Raw genomic sequence first — 24,343 nt, forward strand, 5'->3', positions numbered from 1 at the left:
TTTTCTTTTCAATATATTTAATAAACGTGATTATTTAACCAACATTTTTTCTAAAATTTCTACGGCACATTTTGGAAGATTGGTACCAGGACCAAAAATGTGGTCAGCGCCATTAGCATACAAAAATTCGTAATCTTGTTGTGGAATAACACCGCCAACAACCACTGTAATATCTTCTGCACCGAGTTTCTTCAATTCTTCAACAACTTGTGGCACAAGGGTTTTGTGTCCCGCAGCTAAAGAAGAAACACCTAAAATATGAATGTCATTTTCGATGGCTTGTTTTGCAACCTCTTCTGGCGTTTGGAACAATGGCGCAACATCCACGTCAAATCCCATATCCGCAAAAGCTGTCGCAACAACTTTGGCGCCACGGTCGTGTCCGTCCTGCCCCATTTTTGCCACCATAATTCTTGGACGACGTCCTTCTTCCTCTTCGAATTTTTCGGTTAATTTTACCGCTTTATCGAAGTATTCATTTTTACCTGCATTCATAGCATATACACCAGAAATAGTTTTGATATTGGCTTTATAACGACCAAAGCTTTCTTCCATCGCATCCGACATTTCGCCCAAAGTAACACGACGACGCGCTGCTTCGATACACAAAGCTAAAAGATTACCTTCCGTTGTTTTTGCAGATTGACGAATTTGATTCAAGATATCTTCAACAGCTGCATTATCACGCGTTGCTTTGATGTTGTTAAGTCTTTCGATTTGCTTTTGACGAACCACAGAATTATCAATATCCAGAATTTCAATATCTTCTTGTTTTAACAGAGATTTAAACGAGTTAACACCAATGATAAACTCTTCCCCACTGTCAATTTTAGCTTGTTTAATTGCCGCAGCTTCCTCGATTCTCATCTTTGGAATACCTGCTTCAATCGCTTTTGTCATCCCGCCTTCTTTCTCAACCTCATCGATGTACTTCATCGCTTCTTCAATCATCTGTTGCGTCAAAGCTTCCACCAAATCTGAGCCACCCATTGGGTCAACAACATTGCAAATACCGCTTTCTTGTTGCAGAATAATCTGTGTATTTCTCGCAATTTTCGCCGAATAATCTGTTGGTAACGCAATCGCTTCATCCAAAGCATTCGTGTGCAAAGACTGCGTTCCGCCTAAAGCCGATGACAAAGCTTCAATAGCAGTTCTTGTAATATTGTTAAATGGCTCCTGCTCTGTCAAACTCCATCCAGAAGTCTGCGAGTGCGTTCTTAGAGCCAAAGATTTTTGATTTTGAGGATTGAACTGTGTTAAAAGATTTGCCCAAATATAACGCGCTGCACGCATTTTGGCGATTTCCATAAAGTGATTCATCCCAATTGCCCAGAAAAATGACAAACGTGGCGCAAAATCATCGACATTCATCCCAGCTTTTATTCCCGTTCTAACATATTCTAGACCATCAGCAAGCGTATAAGCCATTTCTAAAACTGGCGTTGCACCAGCTTCCTGCATGTGATAACCAGAAATTGAAATCGAATTAAACTTAGGAATATTTTTAGAAGTGTATTCAAAAATATCAGCGATAATCTTCATGGACGGCGTTGGTGGATATATGTAAGTATTACGCACCATAAATTCCTTAAGAATATCATTTTGAATCGTACCAGAAAGCAAATCTTGAGAAACGCCTTGCTCTTCCGCCGCAACAATATAGAATGATAAAATCGGCAAAACCGCACCATTCATCGTCATCGAAACGGATATCTGATCCAATGGAATCTCGTTGAACAAAATCTTCATATCCTCCACCGAGTCGATTGCAACGCCAGCTTTACCAACATCACCAACCACTCTTGGATGGTCAGAATCATAACCTCTATGCGTCGCCAAATCAAATGCTACCGACAATCCCTTTTGCCCAGCCGCCAAGTTTCTTCTATAAAAAGCATTCGATTCTTCCGCTGTTGAAAACCCTGCATATTGACGAATGGTCCAAGGTTTCTGAACATACATTGTCGAATAAGGTCCACGCAAATAAGGTGCAATCCCTGCAGAATATGATTTTTCTGTTAAGTATTGAGAATCAGAAGCGGTGTACGAAGACTTTAATTGAAGTCCATCTTTTTCGAAATAATAGATTTCTGGCTCGGTATATTGAATATTAAAATCAGGCTTTGTCGCCTTTATGGCTTGTCGCATAATGGGATTTTTATCTCTGTAAATTTACAACTTTTAAGGGACTTTATCTTAGAATAAAGCCTCAATATAGAATTTTGAACTAAAATTATTCGTTGTCATCATGCTTATAAAAATCTTCCAAAAGTTGTTTTGCAGCGTCTAGATTTTCTTCAGCAACCTTCATCTGAACACCGCCAGAAGTCAAGTTGAAAAGATTATAAGTATTTGCCAACACATTTCCGAACACAAAACATTCGACGTCATTGGCTTCCAAAAAAGCCTTTATCATTTGGGCTTCAGGTTCTGTATTAAAAACTTTTAGCGTTACAAGTTCCATTTATTTATAATTTATTCAGGTTCATCAAATTCAAATTTAGTCAATTTAGAATCTTTGTAACAATAAAACTCATAGCTTTTGTCACCGATTTTAAAAACCTTTTCGATATTGATTTTATCGTATCTAGAAGCTAATTCATTGTATTTTTGAAGCAAGCTGTCTGGCAATTCTGAATAAGAAATAGGACGTTCAATTTCCAAACCGTCGTCCAATGCATATTCCATCACGAAATTGCTTTGTCGCCAATTGATTTTGGTTTCCATATTTTCGCCTTTATCAATGGTTGAAAAATCAATTTTATCTTGTTTAATAATTTTTCCAGAAGTATTAACAAAGAGAAAAATACCCGAAATTACCATTGCGCCGTAACCAACTTTTCTAAAAATAAATTCGCTTAAATAAGGTAAAATAAACTTAACAGTGTATGATGACAAAATCGCGGCAACAGCAATCGTTAAACCAAACCACAAGGCAGGTTTTGAGTACAAACCAAGAATGATGTAAATGATAAGTTTTATTAAATGAAGAAAAATTTCGTTGGCAGCTCGTGTCGCAACAATTTCTTCTTTTTTGAGTCCATATCTTAAATAAAACCGGTTAAAAAGCAATCCAATAGCACCAGTAATCCCAGACACAAAACCAGCAAAGAAGCCCACAATCGCCAAAATATAATTGGGATAAGGCTTTTCTTCTTTTTCAATTTGTTTCTTTTTTAAAAACAATTGCGGAATATTCGCCATCAAAAACAGCGCAACAACCAATTGCAAATAGATAGGATTGACATACTTTATCAACCAAGCGCCCAACAAAACGGCAGGAATCGAAAATGGCACAAACCAGAAAAAAATCTTCCAACTAATATGTTTTCGAAACACAGCAATTCTTGACGCCGAACTTGCAAAAGTCCCAACCGTTAAAGAAAATGGCACAACCGAAGTCGGTAACATCAAATTAAGAATCGGAATAAGGATAAGACTGGCACCACCGCCACAAATAGCACTTATCCAAAATGCTAAAATTGTCCCTAAGAACAATAATACGAGATTAAATCCCATTGATAGTTTTTCTAGACATTCTGCAAAACAACATCCAACTTTCTCTTAAAAAACGATAAATATTCTTACTCGAAATGTTAATTTTTTGAGTTTATCTAGGCAAACGGCTCGCTCTTTTCAGAAGCTCTGCATTAATATCGTTAATTAATTGCGGTCCTTCGTAGATAAATCCAGTATACAACTGTATCAAACTAGCACCAGCATCCAGCTTTTCGATGGCTTCTTTAGCAGAATGAATACCACCTACACCGATAATTGGAAATGTTTTTCCGCTCTTCTCAGAAAGAAAACGAATAACTTCGGTAGAACGCTTGGTAAGTGGCTTACCAGAAAGGCCTCCCGTTTCATTTTTAGATTCAGATTTTAGACCATCACGAGACAATGTTGTGTTGGTTGCGATAACGCCCGCAATTTTGGTATCTTTTACAATATCAATAATATCCAAGAGTTGCTCGTCGGTCAAATCTGGTGCAATTTTTAGCAGAATAGGTTTGGACGTCGGCTTTTCAAGATTCATTTTTTGTAAAGTCGAAAGAAGCTTAGTCAAAGGTTCTTTATCTTGCAAAGCACGAAGATTAGGTGTGTTAGGTGAACTAACATTAACTACAAAATAATCAACATAAGGAAATAAAGCTTCGAAGCAGATTTTGTAATCGTTAACCGCTTCCTCGTTAGGCGTTACTTTATTTTTACCAATATTGCCGCCGATTAAGACATTCTTATTTTTCTTAAGTCGTTTTACAGCATCTTCGACACCACCATTGTTAAAGCCCATTCGGTTGATAATTGCAGAATCTTCCTTTAGTCGGAACAATCTTTTTTTATCATTTCCAGCTTGTCCTTTTGGAGTTAAAGTTCCGATTTCGATAAAGCCAAAACCAAGATCAGAAAGTTCGTTAAAAAGCTTGGCATCCTTGTCAAATCCAGCAGCAAGACCTACAGGGTTTTTGAATTTTAGTCCGAAAACTTCACGTTCTAGGCGCTTGTCAACTATAGGTTTCGGTAAAAACAATTTGCTAAGAAATCCAAAATTTTTGAGCATCGAAAATGTAAAGTGATGAACTTCTTCTGGATCAAATTTGAAAAGGATGGGTCTGATAATGCTTTTGTACATCGGAGAAAAGTTTTACAAATTTAGTTAAAACCGAATTGATATACGATGATATTTAAGAAAAACTAAAAAGCTTTTTCAAAATTATCCCGAAATCTTTATAATCGCTTTTCAAGATGTGCTTTGCTAAATTAGAAAAAGATACTAAAGCAAACGTATTTCTAAAAGAAGCCGTTTATAACGAAAAACATTATCAAAACACTAAATTGCTAAATATTAAAATTTTAAATAAAAAATCTTTAAACCTCACCACAAATAGTATTTTTTTTTCAAAATAAATTAAATATTATAATTTTTTTCTATATTGCATCACCTAAATAATTTTTAATTAATATGAAAAAAAGCCTACTAATTCTTGGAAGCTTAACAATATTTGCAACAAATATGCTTTCTGCACAAGAATATGTAAAATCAAAAACAGTTAACGAAAAAGGAAATGTTAACTTGATTACCTTTACTGAAGGATCAAGTTTATCAAGAGCAAACACAGAGAATACTTTAAAAAATGTATTAAACCTGTCAGACAATTCTAGTCTAAAAAAGATCAATGAGTCAAAATTCAATTCTGGTTTTACAACCGAAAAATTTGCACATTATATTGATGGCGTTCGTGTAGAAGGAAGCACCTATAATGTTAATTACAAAAACGATAAGTTAATTAGCATGAGTGGGGAAGTCTTTAACGCAGACAACATCTATTCTAAACCACAAATCTCCGAAAGCGCAGCACTTTCTACAGCACTTAAATATGTGAACGCAGAAAAATACATGTGGGAAAATGCAGCTTATACTGCAAAAACGGGCTATGCAAAACCAAAAGGAGAATTGGTATTCTTACCTGTTGAAGCTGCCGGAAACTCTTACAAACTAAAACTAGCATTCAAATTCGATATCTATGCTGCACAGCCAATAAGCAGAGGCTATGTATACATTGATGCTGCTTCTGGAAAGTTTATTTCTTACAATGCGATTATGAAGCATGCGCAGAAGAAAGACTTTATTGCAACAAACAGAGCTGAAAAAACAGCATCGAAAATTGAAATTCCAGAAAGCTTTGAAGCGGCTACTTTTGAGCTAGGCAATGCAGATACACGTTATAGTGGAACACGTCAGATTGACACAAAATTAGTCAATGGGAAGTATATTTTAGCATCAGAAAGTAGAAAAGTATTTACCAAAAACCTCAACAGATCTGGTGATCTTGATTTGGTAACGGAGTTTACGGACGATGATAACAATTGGACTAAGGCAGAGTTTGATAATGCTAATTATGATAATGCGGCTTTGGATGCACATTGGGGTGTTTCAAACACTTACGATTATTTTAAAGATACTTTTAGCAGAAATAGTTTTGACAATGCTGGTGCAGAAATTACAAGTTACGTTCACTTCTTAAAAAAGCTTGAAAATGCAGCTTGGACAGGTAATGAAATGGTTTATGGCGATGGAGATACCGCTTTCAAACCTCTAACGGCTTTTGATGTTACAGCGCATGAGCTAGGACACGCTGTTTGTCAATATACGGCAAATCTTACCTACGAAAGAGAGTCTGGTGCAATTAATGAAGGACTTTCTGATATTTGGGGTGCTATTATCGAGCACAAGTATGCTCCTGAAAAACAAGCCTTTTTAATAGGAGAGGATATCACAAAAATAACTCCCGGCTATATGAGATCGCTAAGCGATCCAAAATCTGCAAATGTTGCAATTAGACAGCCAGACACCTACAAGGGTCAATATTGGCAAGCGGCATCTGTAACTGATGGCTGTAAAACACCTGATCAAGATGTCAATGATAATTGCGGTGTCCATACCAATAGTGGTATTCTTAACCACTGGTTCTACATCTTAGTTTCTGGTAAAACAGGAACAAACGACAAAGGAAATAGCTACAGTGTAACTGGCATCGGTTGGGAAAAAGCAGCAAACCTTGTTTATAGATTAGAAACAGCTTTCTTGACAGAATTCTCCAACTACAAAAATACTAGAGATTATGCCATGCAAGCTGCTAAAGAGTTGTTTGGGGAAAACGCTCCAGAAGTTATTGCAGTCCAAGATGCTTTCTATGCTGTCGGCGTGGGAACACGACATTTAACAACACCTGATACGCAAGCACCAACAGCACCAACTAACTTGGTTGCGAGTAATGTTAATGCCACAACGGCTGATGCTAAGTGGGGCGCTTCGACAGATAATGAAAATGTTGAAGGTTATATTGTATATGCTAATGGTAAAGAAATCGCAAGAACACAAGAACTTGGTACTACTTTATATGGCTTAACTGTAAATACTGATTATGATCTTACTGTTAAAGCTTTTGATGATGCTAATAATCTTTCACCAGCCAGTAATGTTGCCAAAATAAAAACACTTCCTTCTTTACAGTATTGTGTTGCCGCAGCAAAAAATGCTAAAGAAGAAAATATCGGACGTGTGAAACTAAACACTATTGACAACTCTAGTACAGCACAAGTAGGCTACGAGGATTTCAGTAACATTTCAACAGACCTAAAGCCAGGACAAACTTATGATTTAATTATTTATCCACAATTCCCGTTAGGAACTGACTCTAACGAAACTTATGGTGCTTATATCGATTGGAACAACAATGGTGTCTTTACTGATTCGGGAGAAGCAATTGGAGGCTCTGGATTACCAAGCTGGGATAATCCTTTCAAAATTACATTTACGGTACCATCTAATGCTGTACAAGATCAAAAATTAAGACTTAGAATTGTACTAAGATATGCAGGATTCGGAACAAGTTCTTGTGGTACTTTTGATTATGGTCAGGTAGAAGATTACTCAGTAAGAGTTGTTTCTAACTTAGCAACTAATGAAGCTAATGTTTCAAAAACGACAATCTATCCAAATCCTACAAAAGATGTTATCAACATCCAAGCAGAAAAGACTGCAAATTACGAGCAATTCGAAATTGTAAATGCTGCTGGACAAAGTGTTAAAACTGGAAAACTTTCTGGTTCTAATATCGATGTTAAAGCTTTGCCTGTTGGACAATACATTTTAAAATTGTCTGGCAAAGAAGCTTCTTCTGTACACAAGTTTATTAAAAATTAATAGGCAGAAACATAAATAGTGAAAATGAAAGGAAATGCGGGCAATTTGTCCGCATTTTTTTATTTTTAAAATTGAATTTCTACACCGAAATTGCTTGTCTTTGGCGCAAAAATATTGACTTGCTGATACGTAAAACTTGGCTTCAACTGTATGCTCTTTCCTTTGTGATGATTTGCGATAATATAAAACGGCACCGAACCAATCATCGACATTCCTCCCCATATCAAAAACGAATAACCAAAACTTTCACCAGTGGTAAAAAGTGAATTTGCACTCCCAGAACCATCATCTGTCAACAGAAATACACCACCCAAAGCACTTGCAGCGGCTCCACCAATCAACAGTATTTTTGCTGTCTTTTTATTTGCTAAATAGCGTTCAAAATGATAATTGGAAGTTGTGGTACTGTCAACTTTTCTAACTTGGGTTTTTCCAAATCCACAAATTAAAACCGAAATAATAAAGAATAAATTTTTCATTTCTCTGTTTTTAAAATTGAATTAAAACTCCCACTTGTGCAAAGTTTTCTTGAACTAAAATAGGTTTCTCAAAAGAAATACTAGGACTAAGCTTAAAGGATTTTTTAGCATTATTGGAAGAAATAATATAAAATGGGATAGAGGTAATGGCAGCTAAAGTTCCTCCCATAATCATATGGATTCCAATTATTTGCGATTCCGAAAAAAATAATCCTGAAGGATGTCCCGAAACCAACAAAAATTTCCCTACAGTCGCTAATCCAGCCCCAGAAAGCGCAATAATATTGGCCACTTTCTTTTTTCTTATCGATTTTGTTAGATAGATATTAGAGATTTGTGAAAGCGAATCTTGTTTCACCTCTTGCGCTTGAAAATTAGTGTTACATAAAAACAGTAAAAGGTATAAAATAAAAGTTTTCATAATCAATTTTTATTCGAAATAAGTCAATTATTCCGCCTAAAAAAATGATTGAAATCAAGAATTAGATTTTTTCTTACATCGCGAAAATGTTTCGGGTGTAATTTGTAGATAGGTCGCAATAACCTTATCCGTAAGCCTTTGTGATAATTCTGATTGTTCTTTTAAGAAAATATCAACTTTCTCCTGTGGCGAATATGAAGTTAAAAATTCGATTCTTTTGATTTGAAAATTTTGGAATCTTTCTAAAATCTGTAAATAAACTTTCTCAAATTTTGAGTTTTCGGAAATCAGCTTTTGAAAGTTTTCATTGGAAATTCTCAACAAACTTCCATGTTCCAAAGCTTGAATAAAAGCTGGCGAAGCCACTTTTTCTTGAAAACTAATTAAAATTGTGCAAAACTCGCCTTCAGAAACGATGAGTCTTGTAAACTCTGAAGCGTTCGCGTTAAGGTGAAATGTCCGCAAAACACCTTTGGTTACGAAATACAAATAATGGCAAACCTCATCAGAATTAAGCAAAAACTCATTCTTCTTGAAACTCTGAATTTCAAAATGTGAATATATTTCATGAAGTTCTTCTTGGGAAAAACTAGAAATCTCTTGGAGTTTTGTCTTTAATAATTCAAATTCGGACATATATGTTCTTATAAAACTAATTTAGAATTTTTTCTTATTAGAAATTCCAAGTTTTCGTGTTCTAGATATAATCTTTCAAATCAAAACTCAAAATTTTAGCGATTTCGAAAAATTCAGGATTGACATTGAGACTTGCATTAATTGAAATATTTTCCTTCGTTATCGGATGAATAAAGTTGATTTGATGCGAATGCAAAGGCATCGCCGTGATATTAAATGTTTGCAACCACAATTTATTTTGTTTGTTGCAACCATGTTTTCGGCAACCCAAAATAGGGTGCAAAATATGTTTGAAATGCTTTCTCAATTGATGGAATCTTCCAGTCTCGGGAAGCGCTTCCACCAAAGAATAACGCGAAGTTTGGTGTTTTCTAAAAGGCAAATCAATTTCGGAAGTTTGCAAACGTCGGTAATGCGTGATCGCATTTTGGACAACTTCATTTTCATTCGCCAAGTCGTAATCGATGGTTTCCTCTTCTTTAGTCCAACCGCGAAGAATAGCAATATATTTCTTCTCAACGTCGCGACTCATAAATTGGTCACTGATAAGCTTCAGGCTTTCTTTATCCAACGCAAATAGCAAGACGCCAGAAGTTTTTCGGTCTAATCGGTGTACAAGATGTACTTTTTGACCGATTTGTTTTGTTAGTTTTTCTACAGCATATTCGTCCACAGGTCCAGCATAATAGGATTTGTGCACCAACAATCCACTAGGTTTATTGATTGCAATAAAATACGCATCGCGATAAAGAATTTCTAACATTGTGCAAAAATAAAGATTTGCAGAGAAAAACAATTACCAAAATATATTTAGAAGCTAAAGCTTTTCTTGCGCTTTACAACATTAGAAATCTAAGTCTCAATATTCTTAAATTCTTTATTAAAAATCTAAACATTGGTTCCAAAAAAGTGTCCTACCAAAGCAGTTGTTCCCATAGCGATGGTTCCCCAAAAACCTATACGAAGCACGCTTGTCCAAATATTTGAGCCTCCTGTTTTTGCAGCAATTGCACCTAAAACCATTAGGAAGAAAATGGCCAACGCATACTGCCAATAGACCATTGTGACAACTGGCGCAACCAATGCGACAATCATTGGAATAATGGCACCACCGAAAAAGGAAAAAAATGAAGCTAAAGCCGCTTGAAAAGGTTTTGCTGCAGAAATTTCGTTGATGCCCAATTCGTCTTTAGCGTGAGCTTCTAAGGCGTCGTGGGCAGACAATTCTTTAGCAACTTGCAAAGCCGTTTCTTTGGAAACGCCTCTTTTCTCGTAAATGTGCGCCAACTCATGAAGTTCAAATTCAGGGTTTTCCTCAAGTTCTTTTCTTTCTCGCTCAATGTCAGCTTTTTCGGTGTCGGCTTGCGAACTAACGGAGACATATTCTCCTGCAGCCATCGACATGGCACCAGCCATCATCCCAGCAAGTGCTGCCAACACGATAGAATCTCGCGATGCTTCGGCAGCGGCAACACCAATGACAATACTTGTTGTAGAAAGTAATCCATCATTAGCACCAAGCACAGCTGCACGCAACCATCCAATTCTGGTCACATAATGTTCTTCCATCTTTTTCATAAGCGAGGAATTTATTATAAAATTAAAGACATTCTAACTTTCCAAAAAGCATGAAATTATCTCCAAATTTTTCGAAATTAATTAGAGCTTCTTAAAGTTCTCTTTTGAAAGTGTACATACTAGAGATTGAGCTTCCCATACCAACAAACTCTTTAACAACAACCAATTCCCAGCCATCTCGACCTAGTCTATTAAGAATTTCGTCGATTTCTTCTGTTGGGACTTCGGTTGTCCAAATACTTCTTGATTTGATTTCTACGGTTTTGTATTCGAAAGTTTTTCTCATCGTTTTATTTTGATTTAGATGTGTTGTTTTTAACTCCTATTAATTACAAAAGTAAAGCTTTATAAGCTTAGAATCAGTCTAAAAATATTATCGAAATTCTTTTCACAGTACTTCGGAAACCTCATTGGCAGGAGTAAACGAGCAATAAAATATCAACTTCTAAAGTCTTGAAAAAAAATTATCTTTGAGAAAACACATTGTTTATGCTGAGATTTTTATGCTTTTGTCTTTTAGGTAGCTTGTTGGTGAGTTGCTCCAAGGAAATCAAAACCAAACAAATCAACGATTTTCTACTCGGAAAAAAAATTGATACAACACAATATAAAAGCTTGGACAACTTGGTTGCTGAAAGGAAGATTTCCAAAATGCATATCGTTGATTTTCCATTACATAATCCAATGATTGATGACCAGCAAAAGCTTGTTTACATCCAAGTTGCCTCCAACAACGAAGATGAATACAAGTTTCTAAAGTTGGACTTTGCAGGAAATATAAAAGATAGTCTGAGCATTGTGAAAAACAATGATTTGACAAACTATTACATCATTGGCGACGAGTTTTATAATACTTGGTTTTGGGATGGTGACAAAACGAACAAAAAAATTGAAGTTTTGTCAATTGCGAAAAATGATGTTTCCTCGTTCCAAAAGTTGGCGGAACAATTAAACTCAGAAAAACTTTTCTATACGATTGACACGAAATTTGGGAATGAAGTATCCGAAAAAGCAAAATCCGATACTATAGATTCATCAGGACCTCCGACTACAGCTGGATATACCGAAACTCAAAATCGGTTGATTTATGTAAAAGATAATAAAATCTACGCCGTTGATTTGTTAGGTATTGATGATAAAATCGAAGATATTTTCAGGAAAGGCGATAATTTTGGCAATACGAAAAGTCCTTTGAGAGAAATGGAAGGCAAGTCGGCAGACAACTACATTACTTTGGACGATTTTTATGCGAAAACCTTGACAACCTATCCAGGAGGAGGCTTTAGTATAAGCGTGAGTGGAAACTCTGCCCACAGTGATTATTATAAAGGTTCCGCATTTTTAAGCTTAAAAAATTACAATCTTAAAATTAAGCAAAACGGTGATCGCGATAAGGTTTATGCAAAATCAGTATCGCAGATGTACGATTTTATCACCGATCAGAAACTTAGTTTTATACTGGTAACGAGTTTTGACATTGGTAAAAAAGATTGTTATCTAATTAAAAAGTAACAAAATTTTCTAAAAGCCTTTCAGGGTTTGAAACCCTGAAAGGCTTTTTTTGTCTGATTAAAAAAATATTGTGTTTTAGGAATTTTACCTCATTTTTTGTTGGACAACTTTTTCAATTGCGACCAATCGCGGCCGTGATAGAAGCGGCATCCTTTTGCCGGAAAGCGTTGGGGAAAGAAGCGGCTTTGGCAAAAGATATAGCGGATAGCGCGAATTGTCCGCCCAAATAATTTTGCATCGCGACCGTTGACTAGGACAAAAGAAAAGCCTATTTTTGCATAATAACTCATTGGAACTATGGCAAAACAGGAAGACGTTTTTAAGAAAGTCGTGTCACACGCAAAAGAATATGGTTTTATTTTCCCTTCTAGCGAGGTGTACGACGGGCTTTCGGCAATATACGATTATGGACAAAATGGTGCTGAACTAAAGAATAACATCAAGCAATATTGGTGGAAAGCGATGGTGCAGTTGAACGAAAATATCGTGGGTATTGACTCTGCGATTTTTATGCATCCTACAATTTGGAAGGCGTCGGGACACGTTGATGCTTTTAATGATCCGTTAATCGATAATAAAGATTCTAAAAAACGTTTCCGTGCTGATGTTTTGGTAGAAGATTGGGCTGCAAAGCTTGAGGATAAAGCACAAAAAGAAATCGAAAAGGCGGCGAAAAGATTCGGTGATGCTTTTAATAAAGCGGAGTTTGAATCGACTAATCCACGCGTTTTGGAATATCGTGCTAAGCAAGATGCTGCGCTGAAAAGATTGGCAAGATCGTTAGAAGCAAATGATTTGGGCGATGTGAAAGCATTGATCGAAGAATTGGAAATTGCTGATCCTGATACGGGCTCTAAAAACTGGACTGAAGTGAGACAATTTAACTTGATGTTCGGGACAAAATTGGGTGCTTCTGCAGATTCGGCAATGGACTTGTACCTGCGTCCAGAAACGGCGCAAGGGATTTTCGTAAACTATCTAAACGTACAAAAAACGTCGAGACATAAATTGCCTTTTGGGATTGCGCAAATCGGAAAAGCTTTTAGAAATGAAATTGTTGCGAGACAATTTATTTTCAGAATGCGTGAGTTCGAGCAAATGGAAATGCAATTCTTTGTTCCGCCAGGAACGGAATTGGAGTTCTACGAGCAATGGAAAACAAAACGTCTTAACTGGCATTTGGCTTTAGGTTTGGGACAAGAAAATTATAAATTCCACGACCACGAAAAGTTGGCTCATTATGCGAATGCAGCAGCGGATATTGAGTTTAAATTCCCATTTGGGTTTAAAGAATTGGAAGGAATCCACTCGAGAACGGATTTTGACCTTACGGCGCACGAAAAATATTCGGGTAAGAAATTACAATATTTCGATCCAGAAAGAAACGAAAGTTATGTGCCTTATGTTGTTGAAACTTCGGTTGGTCTTGACAGATTGTTCTTGGCAATCTTCTCACATTGTTTAAAAGATGAAGTTTTGGAAGATGGATCAGAAAGAACAGTTCTATCACTTCCACCAGCTTTGGCACCTGTAAAAGCAGCGATTCTTCCATTGATGAAGAAAGATGGTTTGGGCGAGTATGCAGAGAAAATCTTCAATGATTTGAAATACGATTTCAACTTAATCTATGAAGAAAAAGATAGTATTGGTAAGCGTTACAGAAGAAATGATGCTTTGGGTACGCCTTTCTGTATCACGATTGACCACGATTCTTTAATTAACAACACGGTGACTTTACGTGATCGCGATACAATGCAACAAGAGCGTGTTCCAGTTTCTGAACTGAGAAGAATTATCGACGAGAAAGTAAACTTTAGAACGCTTTTGAGTAAGATTTAAGTTTTAAAATTTAGAAAAAATATAAAATAGGCTTCTTTTTTGGAAGTCTATTTTTTTATTTTAAAACAATATCTTTGTCAAAAAAAGTAATGAAAAAAATAATTAGCGCTTTAGTAGTTTCTGGTTTAATATTATCATGTTCTAGCAGCAATGACGATAATCCGGGAAATGAAAATATAATCCCAATTCTGCCCACAAAAATTGTCACAGATAATGGTTTAACAGAGAATTTCACTTATAAAAATAACAACGAAATTTCTGAAAACAACTATCTTACAGGGAAGAAAGTATACACTTACGACGGTCAAACAATCTCTAAAGTTAGCGTATATGAAGGAGATAAATTGACACAAACTCTAGAATACAAATACGCTAATAGTCGAGTATCTACGATAACTACAACAATGGCTGACAATAGCAAAATTATATATTTGCTAGATTGGGAAAACGACTCGCATTTAAAATACACTAAGGTTAATGTCGCAACTTCGGAATCTACCACTGGAGATTATTACTATACGAATGGTAACCTATCAAAAACGACTAATGTTGTTAAAGATGGCGATGTGACCTCAACTTACGAAAACAATTACGAATTCGATGGGAAGCAAAACCCTTACTATAACGTAAAAGGTTTCTATCAAATCAATGTTCTAACGCCTGATTTTGGGAAAAATAACATCACAAAATCGACAAAGAAAATAACCTATACAAGCAGCGCAGGGACAACTTCTACGACTGAGACAACGACTTCGACCTATACTTTCAGTTCGAAGAATGTACCAGACCAACAAACAACAAAAGGTCTTAGTGCTAATGGACAAGCCATATCAAGCGTTCGCAATTATTTTTATAACAAATAGAACGTCATTTCGATGTAAAACAAAATTTAATAAAAACCTTTCTTCGGAGAGGTTTTTTGTTATTTTAGCCAATTAATTTTTAAAACAACAATGAAGAAAATCTATCCATTCATTTTATTAGGATTTGCGAACTTGTTTCAGGCGCAGTCGCAGGATTTAGAAAAACTTGCAACAGGCGAAAATGTGCAATTCAACGCTATTTACGATAAAAAAGGAGAACAGGTTGAAGGCTATTTTACCTTGTATGATCAAGGAAAAACGGATAACGATCAAAAAAAGAAATTCGAATATATCTTTCTAGATAAAAACCTAAATGTGGTTGTTAACAAGGAATTTGTTGCAGACAAAACAGTTGCTTCCTATGTTGCCTACACCAATGTGCGCGGCAAGTTAACTCTGTCACCGCGATTGGTTTACAATTATTTGGCGATAAGTGGTGGTGCAAAAGCTTTTGTCCCACCAAGTGACAAAGAAGTTGATTTGACAACCAACGAAATGAAGGATCGTAACGAGAAATGTTACGAGCAAGGAAAGCTTATTGATTGTCCATTTGATAAAACGTTAAAAGAATCTCGAAATGAGGTTAAAGAAGAACGCAAGAAAAACGGTTTTGTGGAGCGCTCTCAGGTTTGGGAAACCAAATACGATACTTATTTGGTGATGAAATATGATGACTACGACTCTTATACCAAAAATGACAAATTGAGTCTTTATACACCCGATGCCAAAGAAATTTGGAGTTTCGACTATAACAAAGGAGGAACCAAGAAGTTTGACGAAAGTCTTAGGATTTTATCTTTAGATGAAGACAAAATTATTTCCATCCTCAGAAGAACCGAAAATAAGACTTCAACATTTTCTTTGGTAATCTTGGACATCAAAACGGGAAACATCCTTAAAAAGCAAGAATTAGAGCCTCTATTGGAAAGTCTACCTAACAAGTTGTCTAAGGAATCTACGTTAAAATATCTTTCGTTGATGTACACGCAAACAGGCGATCTTTCTAACAGCAAAAATTTCGATGACAAATTCATTATGGTTGGTAGAGCCTATGAAGCCTCAGAAGTTAACTATTACAACCTCAACGGTAACGGTTATGTCAGAATGATTGTTGATAAAAAAAGCTTGGATGTATCTTTCAAAATGTTCGATTATGTTAATGATTTGATCAAATATATCCCAGCTGTTAAAGATGGCGGAAAGCTAGAATCAAGTTATTATCTTGCGCCGCGTGCTATCTACCTGATGAAGGATGGAGGTGTTGGGATTTTGACGGAAATGTACAAAGACGAAGGTGCTTACAGCGCCAATAAAAACAAAGATTTCTATTATATCTACACCGACGAAAACTTCAAACTAATTGGTGCTAAAATGATTCCTAAAGAGGTTTCTAAATTCTCATCAACCGATTATCTTTTTGCCCAAAACATCAAAGGTGGCGACGATGTGGTTTTCTTTTACAAAGATCTTGTCAAAAATGCTGATAAGAAAAAAGTAGTCAATCTGTACATCAATACTTTGATCAAAAACCAGTTTAAGCAAGAAGTTATCCCAATCGGAACTGAGGAAAATACAATTGTACCTTACGTGGCTAAGGAAGGTTACATTTTGCTAAATGAGTATAACAAAAAAGAAAAATACAACCAAGTAAGATTAGAAAAACTAAACTACTAAAACATAAAAAAGCGGGAATTAATTCCCGCTTTTTTCATAATACTGTCCAATATTTTTAATGTCATCAAGACCAAGATTCCACATAAAGGATAAAAATTGTTGATAACTTTGGTTCTGTTTATTAGGTTCAATTTTGTCAAGATAACGGTTGAGCGTATAACTTTTTCGAGCATCATAGATTTTGTTAAACAAAAGTCCCAGATAATATTTCGCTGCTTTATCCTCTGGCTCATCTTGTAGAATTGCCAAACAATTGTAAATCGCTTGACCATATTTTTCGGTTTCGATAAAGTTAGGTATAACGCGCGCTTTCGCAAGTTTTGCCAAAGCTTCAAATTGCGGCGATGCAGGTGCATCAAAATCAGAAATTCCCAACTCGGAATGGTTTTTCTTCAAAAGATTAATTCTGAATTCCAAATCGGGATGCGACTTTAAGGAATCCTGCGAAATTTTCTCTTTGTAAAGTTTGTAGTTGTATTTGGAAAAATCCTCCATTTTTAACCAATCTTCTTTAAAAGCTTGAGTAGGAATATTAAAAACTTTTCTGTAAACATCAGCTTTTACACTATCTTCTTTTTGGTCATCATAATCTTTAAGATTTTGCAAAGCTCTAGAAAAATTGGTTGGCGGAAGTCCAGCAGAAAGGTAATAACGATAACCTAAAGAGTCCGCTGAAATTTCATTTTTACGACGTTGCTTGCTGTTAGAATACAACATATTTTTGTAAAGTTCAAAAGCTTTAGAATTACTATTGCCAGCACGTTTCATATCGCTAACTTCCAGTTTTTTGTCTTTATCATTTTCCAATCGAGCAAGCAAGTTTTTCAGAGTATGATCCAAAGTTTGGTGCGCCAATTCGTGGCTTATAATCGCATCGAACTGATATTCATTTTTAATAAAAGCGAAAAGTCCCATATTAACAATGAGCGTTTTGTCACCGAGATTATAAGCATTAGGCTCGTTGTCCTTTGCAATCAAAATACTGAAATCTGTTGGAATATCCTTGTTAGCAGCTGCAAGATTATCGACACGTGCTTTAACAAAACTTAGAAAACTCGCATCAAAAGAATACATTCTATCTTTGACCTCTTCGGTCATATTTTTCTGAAATCCCGTAAAAAATTTCACCAATTCGCGCGATTCTTGTCCGCTGTATTTCTTTTTCAGAGCTTTGTTAAACTGATCACTTTTTGCTTGATAAGTTGTTAAAAAAGCTTTTCTTTGAGCGTAATCTGCTGTATCTATTTTAAAATTTTGGGCAGAGAAAAATTTTAGTAAAAGTAAAAAAACAATAATGTAAAGTTTCTTCATTCGATGTTTTAATTTTTACAAATATAATGTCAAATGATACAAATTTGAAAATATTATCTTCGTATTAATTTCAATCCAATTATGTCAAACAAAATCATTCACTTTTCGGCAGAAATTCAGCAACATCAAGATATGAATGCTGCTTATGTTCCTTTTCCTTACGACGTTTTCGAACTTTTCGAAACTAAAGGGCAAGTCAAAATAAAGGTCTTATTTGATGATAAAGTAGAATATCGCGGAAGCCTTGCTAATATGGGTTTTGGACATTGTGTTGGATTGACACAGGCTATTAGAAAGCAACTCGGCAAAACTTTTGGCGATGCTGTGGATGTCAAACTTTGGAAAGACGAGGAAGAAAGAGTAGTGGTCGTTCCGGATGATGTTAAAATTCTGTTCGAGGAAAACCCAAAAGCCAAAGAACTTTACGAAAAAATGGCCTACACACATCGCAAAGAATATATGCGCTGGATTGAAGAAGCAAAAAAAGAGGAAACGCGTGAACGCCGAAAAATAAAGATGATCGAGATGATTTTGGACGGAAAAAAAGGGATTTGAAATAGTTTTCAAATCCCTTTTTTATTTAATCTTAGTTTGAATACGTTATTTAACTTTCACCAAAGGAATAACCGTATTCCCTTGAGAAATGATCAATGAATCGCCTTTCGTAACGGCAGATACACCATTTCTTTCGTAATGCTCGCCTGTTGCAGATTTTGATTTTAGATCCAACTGAAACTTGTTATTATTAGCTTCAATCATAATCGTTTTTCCACTTTTATCAGTTGTAAAGGTCGCTTTGGCGCGTGTACCATCCAGTCCTTTGTAAGGAACTGACACTTCTTGGGTTTGGTTTCCGTTAACATTTTGTTCGGATGATGATGTCGTTACACTATCAACTTTTCCGTTGTTGTCAACAACTGTTGTTTGCGATGATGACGATTCTGAAATAACATCTTTGTTTCCGCCTTCACTTTTTTTGCAAGAAACAGTTACTAAACTTAGCAAAACACCTGCTATTAAAAGATTTGTTTTCATAGGATTTGGTTAATTTTTAAAGATAATTGATGAATGCAAATAACTATCCAAAAATAAAATTCCTTGAAAAAATATCGAGGAATTTTGTTCAAAATTATTTTTTTAATGATTTGAAACCCATTTCAAAAAGTGCAAATGACAGCAAATCACCATTTTCACCAATCACTTGGTCTGTTGAGCGACCTGCGCCATGACCTGCATTTTTCTCAATTCTCAGCAAAATTGGATTTTTACAAGATTGCTTTTCTTGCAATTCTGCCCCAAATTTGAAAGAATGTGCTGGTACAACTCTGTCATCATGATCACTTGTGATAATCATAGTAGAAGGGTAGCACACACCTTTTTTAACATTGTGTACTGGCGAATAAGATTTTAGATATTCAAACATTTCTTTAGAATCCTCTGCGGTACCATAATCGTAAGACCAACCAGCACCAGCCGTGAATTTGTTATAACGCAACATATCCAAAACACCAACACCTGGGAAAGCCACTTTTGCAAGATCTGGACGCATTGTCATCGTCGCACCAACTAACAATCCGCCATTAGAACGACCAGAAATAGCCATATAATCCTTCGAAGTATATTTTTTGGACTGAAGGTATTCTCCAGCTGCGATAAAGTCTTCAAATACGTTTTTCTTTTGTTGCTTGGTTCCTGCATCATGCCATTTTTTACCATACTCGCCACCACCACGGATGTTAGGTACTGCATAGATACCACCATTCTCCATCCAGATGGCATTAACCACAGAAAATGCTGGTTGCAAACTTGTGTTGAATCCACCATAAGAATAAAGGATTGTAGGATTCTTACCATTCATTTTCAAACCTTTTTTGTAGTTGATCATCATTGGGATTTTGGTACCATCTTTTGAAGTATAGAATACTTGTTCTGACACAAAATTCTCTGATTGGAAATCCACAATTGGACGTTGCGTTTGACGAGAAGTTCCTGAAGCGATATCATAACGATAAACACTAGTAGGTGTTACATAATTTGTAAATGTAAAATAAACATATTGATCATTAGCTTTTCCGCCAAATCCCCCAATATTACCTTTTCCTGGAAGTTCGATATTTCTAATTAATTTTCCTGTTTTATCAAATTGTTTTACTTGATCAATGGCATCAATCATATAAGTCGCAAAAAAGTAACCTCCACCCGCAGATACGCCCAATACATTTTCGGTTTCTGAGATAATATTGGTCCATTTATCAGGTGTTGGATTTGCCATATTTGCTTTTACCAAACGACCATTTGGTGCATCTTTATCTGTGTAGATAAACAGATTTTCGCCGTCGTTATCCACAACATCGGCATTGATGTCAAAACCTTTCACAACTTGTACGAAATCGCCACCTTTTTGTAGATCTTTAACATACAACTCGTTGCCATTGGTAGCATTAGCAGCCGAAATAATAAGATATCTCTCATCTTCTGTTAGGCTAGCACCTAGATATCTTCTTGGCATCTGATCACCACCAAAAATTAGTTTGTCTTCCGATTGTTTTGTTCCCAGTTTGTGGAAATAGACTTTATGCTTATCGGTCATCCCAGAAAGTACAGTTCCTTCTTTTGGTTTGTCATAACTAGAGTAGTAGAAGCCTTCATCACCTTGCCAAGCAATACCACTGAATTTAACATCAACCAATGTATCGTCAATTTGCTTTTTAGTTTCAGTATCGATAATGATAATTTTGTTCCAATCGCTTCCACCTTCCGAAATAGAATAGGCTGCTAAATTTCCTTTTTTGTTAAATGAAATTCTTGACATTGACGTCGTTCCTTTCTCCGAAAATTTATTTGGATCCAAAAATACTTCCGCAGTTCTTAATCTTCTACTATTTCGATATAGTACCGATTGCGCTTGCAAACCATCATTTTTATAGAAATAAGTGTAACCGCCTTCTTTAAAAGGAGCGGATATTTTTTCGTAATTCCAGATATGCTTTAATTGATCTTTAATCTCCTGTCTGAAAGGAATTTTTGAAAGGTAATCTTGCGAAAAAGTCACTTCTTCGTCAACCCATTTTTTGGTTGCTGGAGAATCATTTTCGAGATCGCGGTAAGGATCGGCAACTTGGCTTCCAAAATAGTTATCAACTTGGTTTCCTTTTTCTGCTTTTGGATAGGCTCCTACTTTCATTTTTTGTGCATAACTATTGGTAAAAAACAATAGACTGATACTTAATACAGTATATTTTAATTTCATATCATATTTATTTCTATCAAAAATACATAAAGTTTCAAAACAAAAAAATCTTTCAGTATAACCGAAAGATTTAGTTTAAAGAAAATTTAATTGATATTACTTATTCGATTGGCTCAAAAAATACTCTGCTTCACTTTTTCCCCAATTAGGATCTAGTGGCGTTTTTATTTTGTATGTTCCAAACTGTGCCACTGCTTGTTTGAAAAGCTCGATACCTTTTGTCTTGCTACCACCAAATTGTTCTGGCGTAAAGTAAGTATCTTCAGCTTCCAAAACCGAAATTCTCGGGTTATTTGGATCTAGTTGTTTTGCCTTAGCCAAATCCTGTTGCGCTTCTTGTCCATAAGTCATATAACGAGTCATCGGATCTACCATCATCTTAAGACTAGCCGACATTTTTTTAAGAATATAGATTTCTGCATTATTTGGGCTAAGTTCGTCTGCTTTTGCAATATATTTATCTGCTTCCGCTGCAATAGCATCCAAATCTGATACTTTGTTAGAACGCATCAACAATCTACCTTTTTGGATATTAGAAAATGCTGCATAATAATAGGGTAGCCATTGCGTATTTTCTTTGGTGCCGATTCTAAGGAAATCATTTGCCAAAGCTGTAAAATCATCAACATTCATAGTCGTTTCTACTTTCGAAACTTTGTCTGCCATTGCTTTCTCGTAAGCAGATTGTGCAAAAGATTTCGTCCCGATAAAGATAAAAGCTGCGATTAAGATTAAGTTTTTCATAATATAAATATTTGTGGTTTCAATTTGTTGGTTCAAAGTTAATTGCAAAAAGTCTACCTTTTAAAAAATATTCTACCGAAAGGTATTTTTGCTTTACTGAATCGTTATAGGTTATTATTAATCGCTTCATTGGTTTTGTCAACACCAAAACTGAAAAATGCCCCAATAAATACGAATGTGTTATAAGCTGGCAAAACAGGGCTACGACGCATTCCGTCCTGAGAATAATTGTAGCCATAGACGTTTTTAGTTCCAAGAATATTATTAATTCCCAACACAAAAACCATATTGGATTTGTTATCCTTTAGTCCAACTGTTGGTACATAATTCACACTGAAATTAAGCGCACTATAATCTTTAAGATAACCTTCGTGTCTTATGCTACTGCTAGAATCGGGTGTCAAATCATAATAAGGTCTACCAGATGCGTAAGTGTAAGAAAGATTAAATCCAGTCTTCCAATTCATAATAAACTTTTTAGCGACAGCAGAAAGTGTATTTTTCGCTGCGAAAGTCGGTGTTAAAGTTGTTGGGAAATTCATAAAATTACGTTCGGTATCCAAATAAGAATAGGTTAACCAATAATCGATTCCTTTAATGGATTTCTTATCTCTCCAAAACAATTCGATTCCTTTTGCATAGCCATTTCCGGAGTTGTCTGTCGCCACTTGGAAAGTAGAGGAACCTTGTGTCTTGATAAGATGTGTATAATCTTTGTAGAAAGCTTCTAGTCTCAAACTACGACCTTCGGTATTGTGTTGAAGTTGGAAAACATAATGGTCAGCTCTTTGGAAACCAAGTGGCGCGTTAGAGTTGATATATTTGCTTTCTGGATTTTGATAATAAATACCGTAAGCAAAAGAAGATACCCAAGACTCTGACAATTTATAAGCCATTGAAGCTCTTGGGGCGAAGTTCCATTTGTCAAGATAGCTCGAATTTTCTGCTCTTGCACCAATGCTCACCGAAAAATTTCGGTTAACAGCTAAATTGGTTTCTGCAAAGCCAGCAGAAATCAAATCGGTGTAATGTTTTTTATAAACATCATATTGAGAATCTTCGATCGCATTGTTAAACTCAATACCTGTTCTTAACAAACTTATTTTACTTATTTTACGTTCTACAACAGCTTTTGCATTAACATAATTTCCTTTGGTATTGGTCACAAAACTATACATAGAGTTATCATTTTGCAAAGCATGGATATCTAAATCATTTTGATTAAAACTGTAAGAGGTGCTTAAGTTTAACTTATATTTCCCAAACTTTTCTTTGTAGGAAAGTGTTTGGAAAGTATAATTAGATTTCAAATCAACCTGCGTTTTATCAATTGATGGTTCTAGGCTTTCATTAAGAACGCCAAGACCTCCCGTTTGGAAATTTCCATAATATTTGATAAAACCACCTTTTTTAGTTTTAATTCTGAAATTAGCATCAGCACCAAAGCCATGAGGTTTCGTAGTAAAGTCAGTATTCAAATCCAAAACATCGAAAACCAAACTCAGATTGCTGTAGTTGGCAGAAACACCCCAAGACGCATTTTTTTCCTTGTTAAGTCTTTGATAATTGGCACCAGCAAACAATGGTGACAACGAAAAATCATAAGAAGTTGTATCTGGCAAATCCACACTTTCTAACAACAAAACGGAAGATAATGCTTGTCCATATTGCGCTGAATAACCCCCACTAGAAAAAACATTTCCTTTGAATAAAGAAGTATTGAAACGGTCTCTACCAGCCAATCCTGGTGTCGATTGCGAAAAATAATTATTCACCAAAGTACCGTCAATAAAAATTTTGGTTTCACCAGCTGTACCGCCACGTACAAAAAGCCCTTCAGATTCGCCGACTTTTTGCACCCCTGGAAGATAGCCCAAAGTCGAAGTAACCTGACCATCTGCACCCGCAGTTGTATAGATATCAAGTGGTGTCAGCAGAGCAGTAGCACGCTTTTTATCACTCGCTTCGATGCTTCCTGCCGAAATAACAACAGCATCAATTTCGTTTAAACTTTCTTTAAGAACAGCATTAACAACAAGATCTGTTGACTGGATATTGATTTTCTGTTCGGCATCTTCGTACTTAGGATTTGTGAAAAGGATTATTTTTTCACCGTGCTCATCGGTTTGGAATTTAAAATTACCTTCGGCATCGGTTGTTGCACCATCGTAAGAATCTTTTAGGCTGACATTAACATCTTTAACAGGTTTGTTTTTGTACAAAACCTTTCCTGAAATATTAACTTGAGCAAACGAAAACGCCGCAACGCTCGTACAAGCTAAAATCATTGTTCTTAATGCAAAATTGGAAGTCATAGTCTGTTTA

21 protein-coding genes are annotated in these 24,343 nt (G+C 35.7%); 6 read left to right on the forward strand and 15 right to left on the reverse strand.

Annotated features, from left to right (window positions below; translation table 11 throughout):
- Positions 1 to 30: 30 nt before the first annotated feature.
- The 4 genes from scpA to Q1V95_RS10245 all read right to left on the reverse strand — a co-directional run bounded on the left by scpA (position 31) and on the right by Q1V95_RS10245 (position 4,636).
- Positions 31 to 2,151, reverse strand: a complete 2,121-nt coding sequence (gene scpA / locus Q1V95_RS10230) for a methylmalonyl-CoA mutase (RefSeq protein ID WP_300673378.1) — start codon at positions 2,149 to 2,151, stop codon at positions 31 to 33.
- Positions 2,152 to 2,236: 85 nt separating this feature from the next.
- A complete protein-coding gene (locus Q1V95_RS10235) occupies positions 2,237 to 2,467 on the reverse strand; it encodes a DUF2007 domain-containing protein (RefSeq protein ID WP_300673380.1) in 231 nt (76 codons plus the stop codon).
- Between the two features lie 11 nt (positions 2,468 to 2,478).
- Positions 2,479 to 3,522 carry a sulfite exporter TauE/SafE family protein gene (locus tag Q1V95_RS10240; RefSeq protein WP_300673382.1) on the reverse strand — a complete coding sequence of 348 codons (1,044 nt, stop codon included), beginning with the start codon at positions 3,520 to 3,522 and terminating at the stop codon, positions 2,479 to 2,481.
- 91 nt (positions 3,523 to 3,613) lie between these two features.
- Positions 3,614 to 4,636: a quinone-dependent dihydroorotate dehydrogenase gene (locus tag Q1V95_RS10245; protein ID WP_300673384.1), complete on the reverse strand. Its 1,023-nt coding sequence runs from the start codon at positions 4,634 to 4,636 to the stop codon at positions 3,614 to 3,616.
- 330 nt (positions 4,637 to 4,966) lie between these two features.
- Here Q1V95_RS10245 and Q1V95_RS10250 point away from each other — a divergent pair, with 330 nt between their 5' ends.
- Positions 4,967 to 7,711: a M4 family metallopeptidase gene (locus tag Q1V95_RS10250; protein WP_300673387.1), complete on the forward strand. Its 2,745-nt coding sequence runs from the start codon at positions 4,967 to 4,969 to the stop codon at positions 7,709 to 7,711.
- A gap of 65 nt (positions 7,712 to 7,776) precedes the next feature.
- On the opposite strand, the gene Q1V95_RS10255 is transcribed toward Q1V95_RS10250, so the two are convergent.
- From Q1V95_RS10255 to Q1V95_RS10280, 6 genes are all read right to left on the reverse strand, one after another.
- A complete protein-coding gene (locus Q1V95_RS10255; RefSeq protein WP_300673389.1) occupies positions 7,777 to 8,190 on the reverse strand; it encodes a hypothetical protein in 414 nt (137 codons plus the stop codon).
- 10 nt (positions 8,191 to 8,200) lie between these two features.
- Positions 8,201 to 8,611, reverse strand: a complete 411-nt coding sequence (locus tag Q1V95_RS10260) for a hypothetical protein (RefSeq protein WP_300673391.1) — start codon at positions 8,609 to 8,611, stop codon at positions 8,201 to 8,203.
- A 54-nt stretch (positions 8,612 to 8,665) separates the two neighbouring features.
- A complete protein-coding gene (locus tag Q1V95_RS10265) occupies positions 8,666 to 9,247 on the reverse strand; it encodes a Crp/Fnr family transcriptional regulator (RefSeq protein ID WP_300673393.1) in 582 nt (193 codons plus the stop codon).
- Between the two features lie 61 nt (positions 9,248 to 9,308).
- Positions 9,309 to 10,010, reverse strand: a complete 702-nt coding sequence (locus tag Q1V95_RS10270; RefSeq protein ID WP_300673394.1) for a pseudouridine synthase — start codon at positions 10,008 to 10,010, stop codon at positions 9,309 to 9,311.
- A gap of 125 nt (positions 10,011 to 10,135) precedes the next feature.
- The gene (locus Q1V95_RS10275) at positions 10,136 to 10,825 is read right to left on the reverse strand and encodes a VIT family protein (protein WP_300673396.1); all 690 of its coding nucleotides are present in this window, start codon (positions 10,823 to 10,825) and stop codon (positions 10,136 to 10,138) included.
- 91 nt (positions 10,826 to 10,916) lie between these two features.
- Complete coding sequence (locus tag Q1V95_RS10280) at positions 10,917 to 11,111, reverse strand: DUF4177 domain-containing protein (protein WP_300673398.1); 195 nt, start codon at positions 11,109 to 11,111, stop codon at positions 10,917 to 10,919.
- 203 nt (positions 11,112 to 11,314) lie between these two features.
- Here Q1V95_RS10280 and Q1V95_RS10285 point away from each other — a divergent pair, with 203 nt between their 5' ends.
- The 4 genes from Q1V95_RS10285 to Q1V95_RS10300 all read left to right on the forward strand — a co-directional run bounded on the left by Q1V95_RS10285 (position 11,315) and on the right by Q1V95_RS10300 (position 16,713).
- Positions 11,315 to 12,337, forward strand: coding sequence for a hypothetical protein (locus Q1V95_RS10285; protein WP_300673401.1), 1,023 nt, complete (start codon positions 11,315 to 11,317; stop codon positions 12,335 to 12,337).
- 297 nt (positions 12,338 to 12,634) lie between these two features.
- Positions 12,635 to 14,176: a glycine--tRNA ligase gene (locus Q1V95_RS10290; protein WP_300673403.1), complete on the forward strand. Its 1,542-nt coding sequence runs from the start codon at positions 12,635 to 12,637 to the stop codon at positions 14,174 to 14,176.
- A gap of 89 nt (positions 14,177 to 14,265) precedes the next feature.
- The gene (locus Q1V95_RS10295) at positions 14,266 to 15,039 is read left to right on the forward strand and encodes a hypothetical protein (protein WP_300673406.1); all 774 of its coding nucleotides are present in this window, start codon (positions 14,266 to 14,268) and stop codon (positions 15,037 to 15,039) included.
- A 90-nt stretch (positions 15,040 to 15,129) separates the two neighbouring features.
- Positions 15,130 to 16,713, forward strand: coding sequence for a DUF6770 family protein (locus tag Q1V95_RS10300; protein WP_300673409.1), 1,584 nt, complete (start codon positions 15,130 to 15,132; stop codon positions 16,711 to 16,713).
- An 18-nt stretch (positions 16,714 to 16,731) separates the two neighbouring features.
- Here Q1V95_RS10300 and Q1V95_RS10305 read toward each other — a convergent pair whose 3' ends face one another.
- Entirely contained in the window at positions 16,732 to 18,024 is a 1,293-nt protein-coding gene (locus Q1V95_RS10305) for a M48 family metalloprotease (RefSeq protein WP_300673411.1), read from the reverse strand.
- Positions 18,025 to 18,105: 81 nt separating this feature from the next.
- On the opposite strand from Q1V95_RS10305, the gene Q1V95_RS10310 reads away from it, so the two are divergent.
- Positions 18,106 to 18,579, forward strand: coding sequence for a YdeI/OmpD-associated family protein (locus Q1V95_RS10310; protein ID WP_300673413.1), 474 nt, complete (start codon positions 18,106 to 18,108; stop codon positions 18,577 to 18,579).
- Positions 18,580 to 18,624: 45 nt separating this feature from the next.
- On the opposite strand, the gene Q1V95_RS10315 is transcribed toward Q1V95_RS10310, so the two are convergent.
- From Q1V95_RS10315 to Q1V95_RS10330, 4 genes are all read right to left on the reverse strand, one after another.
- Positions 18,625 to 19,059: a hypothetical protein gene (locus Q1V95_RS10315; RefSeq protein WP_300673415.1), complete on the reverse strand. Its 435-nt coding sequence runs from the start codon at positions 19,057 to 19,059 to the stop codon at positions 18,625 to 18,627.
- 94 nt (positions 19,060 to 19,153) lie between these two features.
- The gene (locus tag Q1V95_RS10320; protein ID WP_300673418.1) at positions 19,154 to 21,274 is read right to left on the reverse strand and encodes a prolyl oligopeptidase family serine peptidase; all 2,121 of its coding nucleotides are present in this window, start codon (positions 21,272 to 21,274) and stop codon (positions 19,154 to 19,156) included.
- 96 nt (positions 21,275 to 21,370) lie between these two features.
- Entirely contained in the window at positions 21,371 to 22,018 is a 648-nt protein-coding gene (locus tag Q1V95_RS10325) for a hypothetical protein (protein ID WP_300673421.1), read from the reverse strand.
- Positions 22,019 to 22,122: 104 nt separating this feature from the next.
- Positions 22,123 to 24,333: a carboxypeptidase-like regulatory domain-containing protein gene (locus Q1V95_RS10330; RefSeq protein WP_300673424.1), complete on the reverse strand. Its 2,211-nt coding sequence runs from the start codon at positions 24,331 to 24,333 to the stop codon at positions 22,123 to 22,125.
- Positions 24,334 to 24,343 lie beyond the last annotated feature (10 nt).

The organism is Soonwooa sp., assembly GCF_030151385.1.
In the GTDB taxonomy this organism is placed as follows: Bacteria; Bacteroidota; Bacteroidia; order Flavobacteriales; family Weeksellaceae; genus Soonwooa.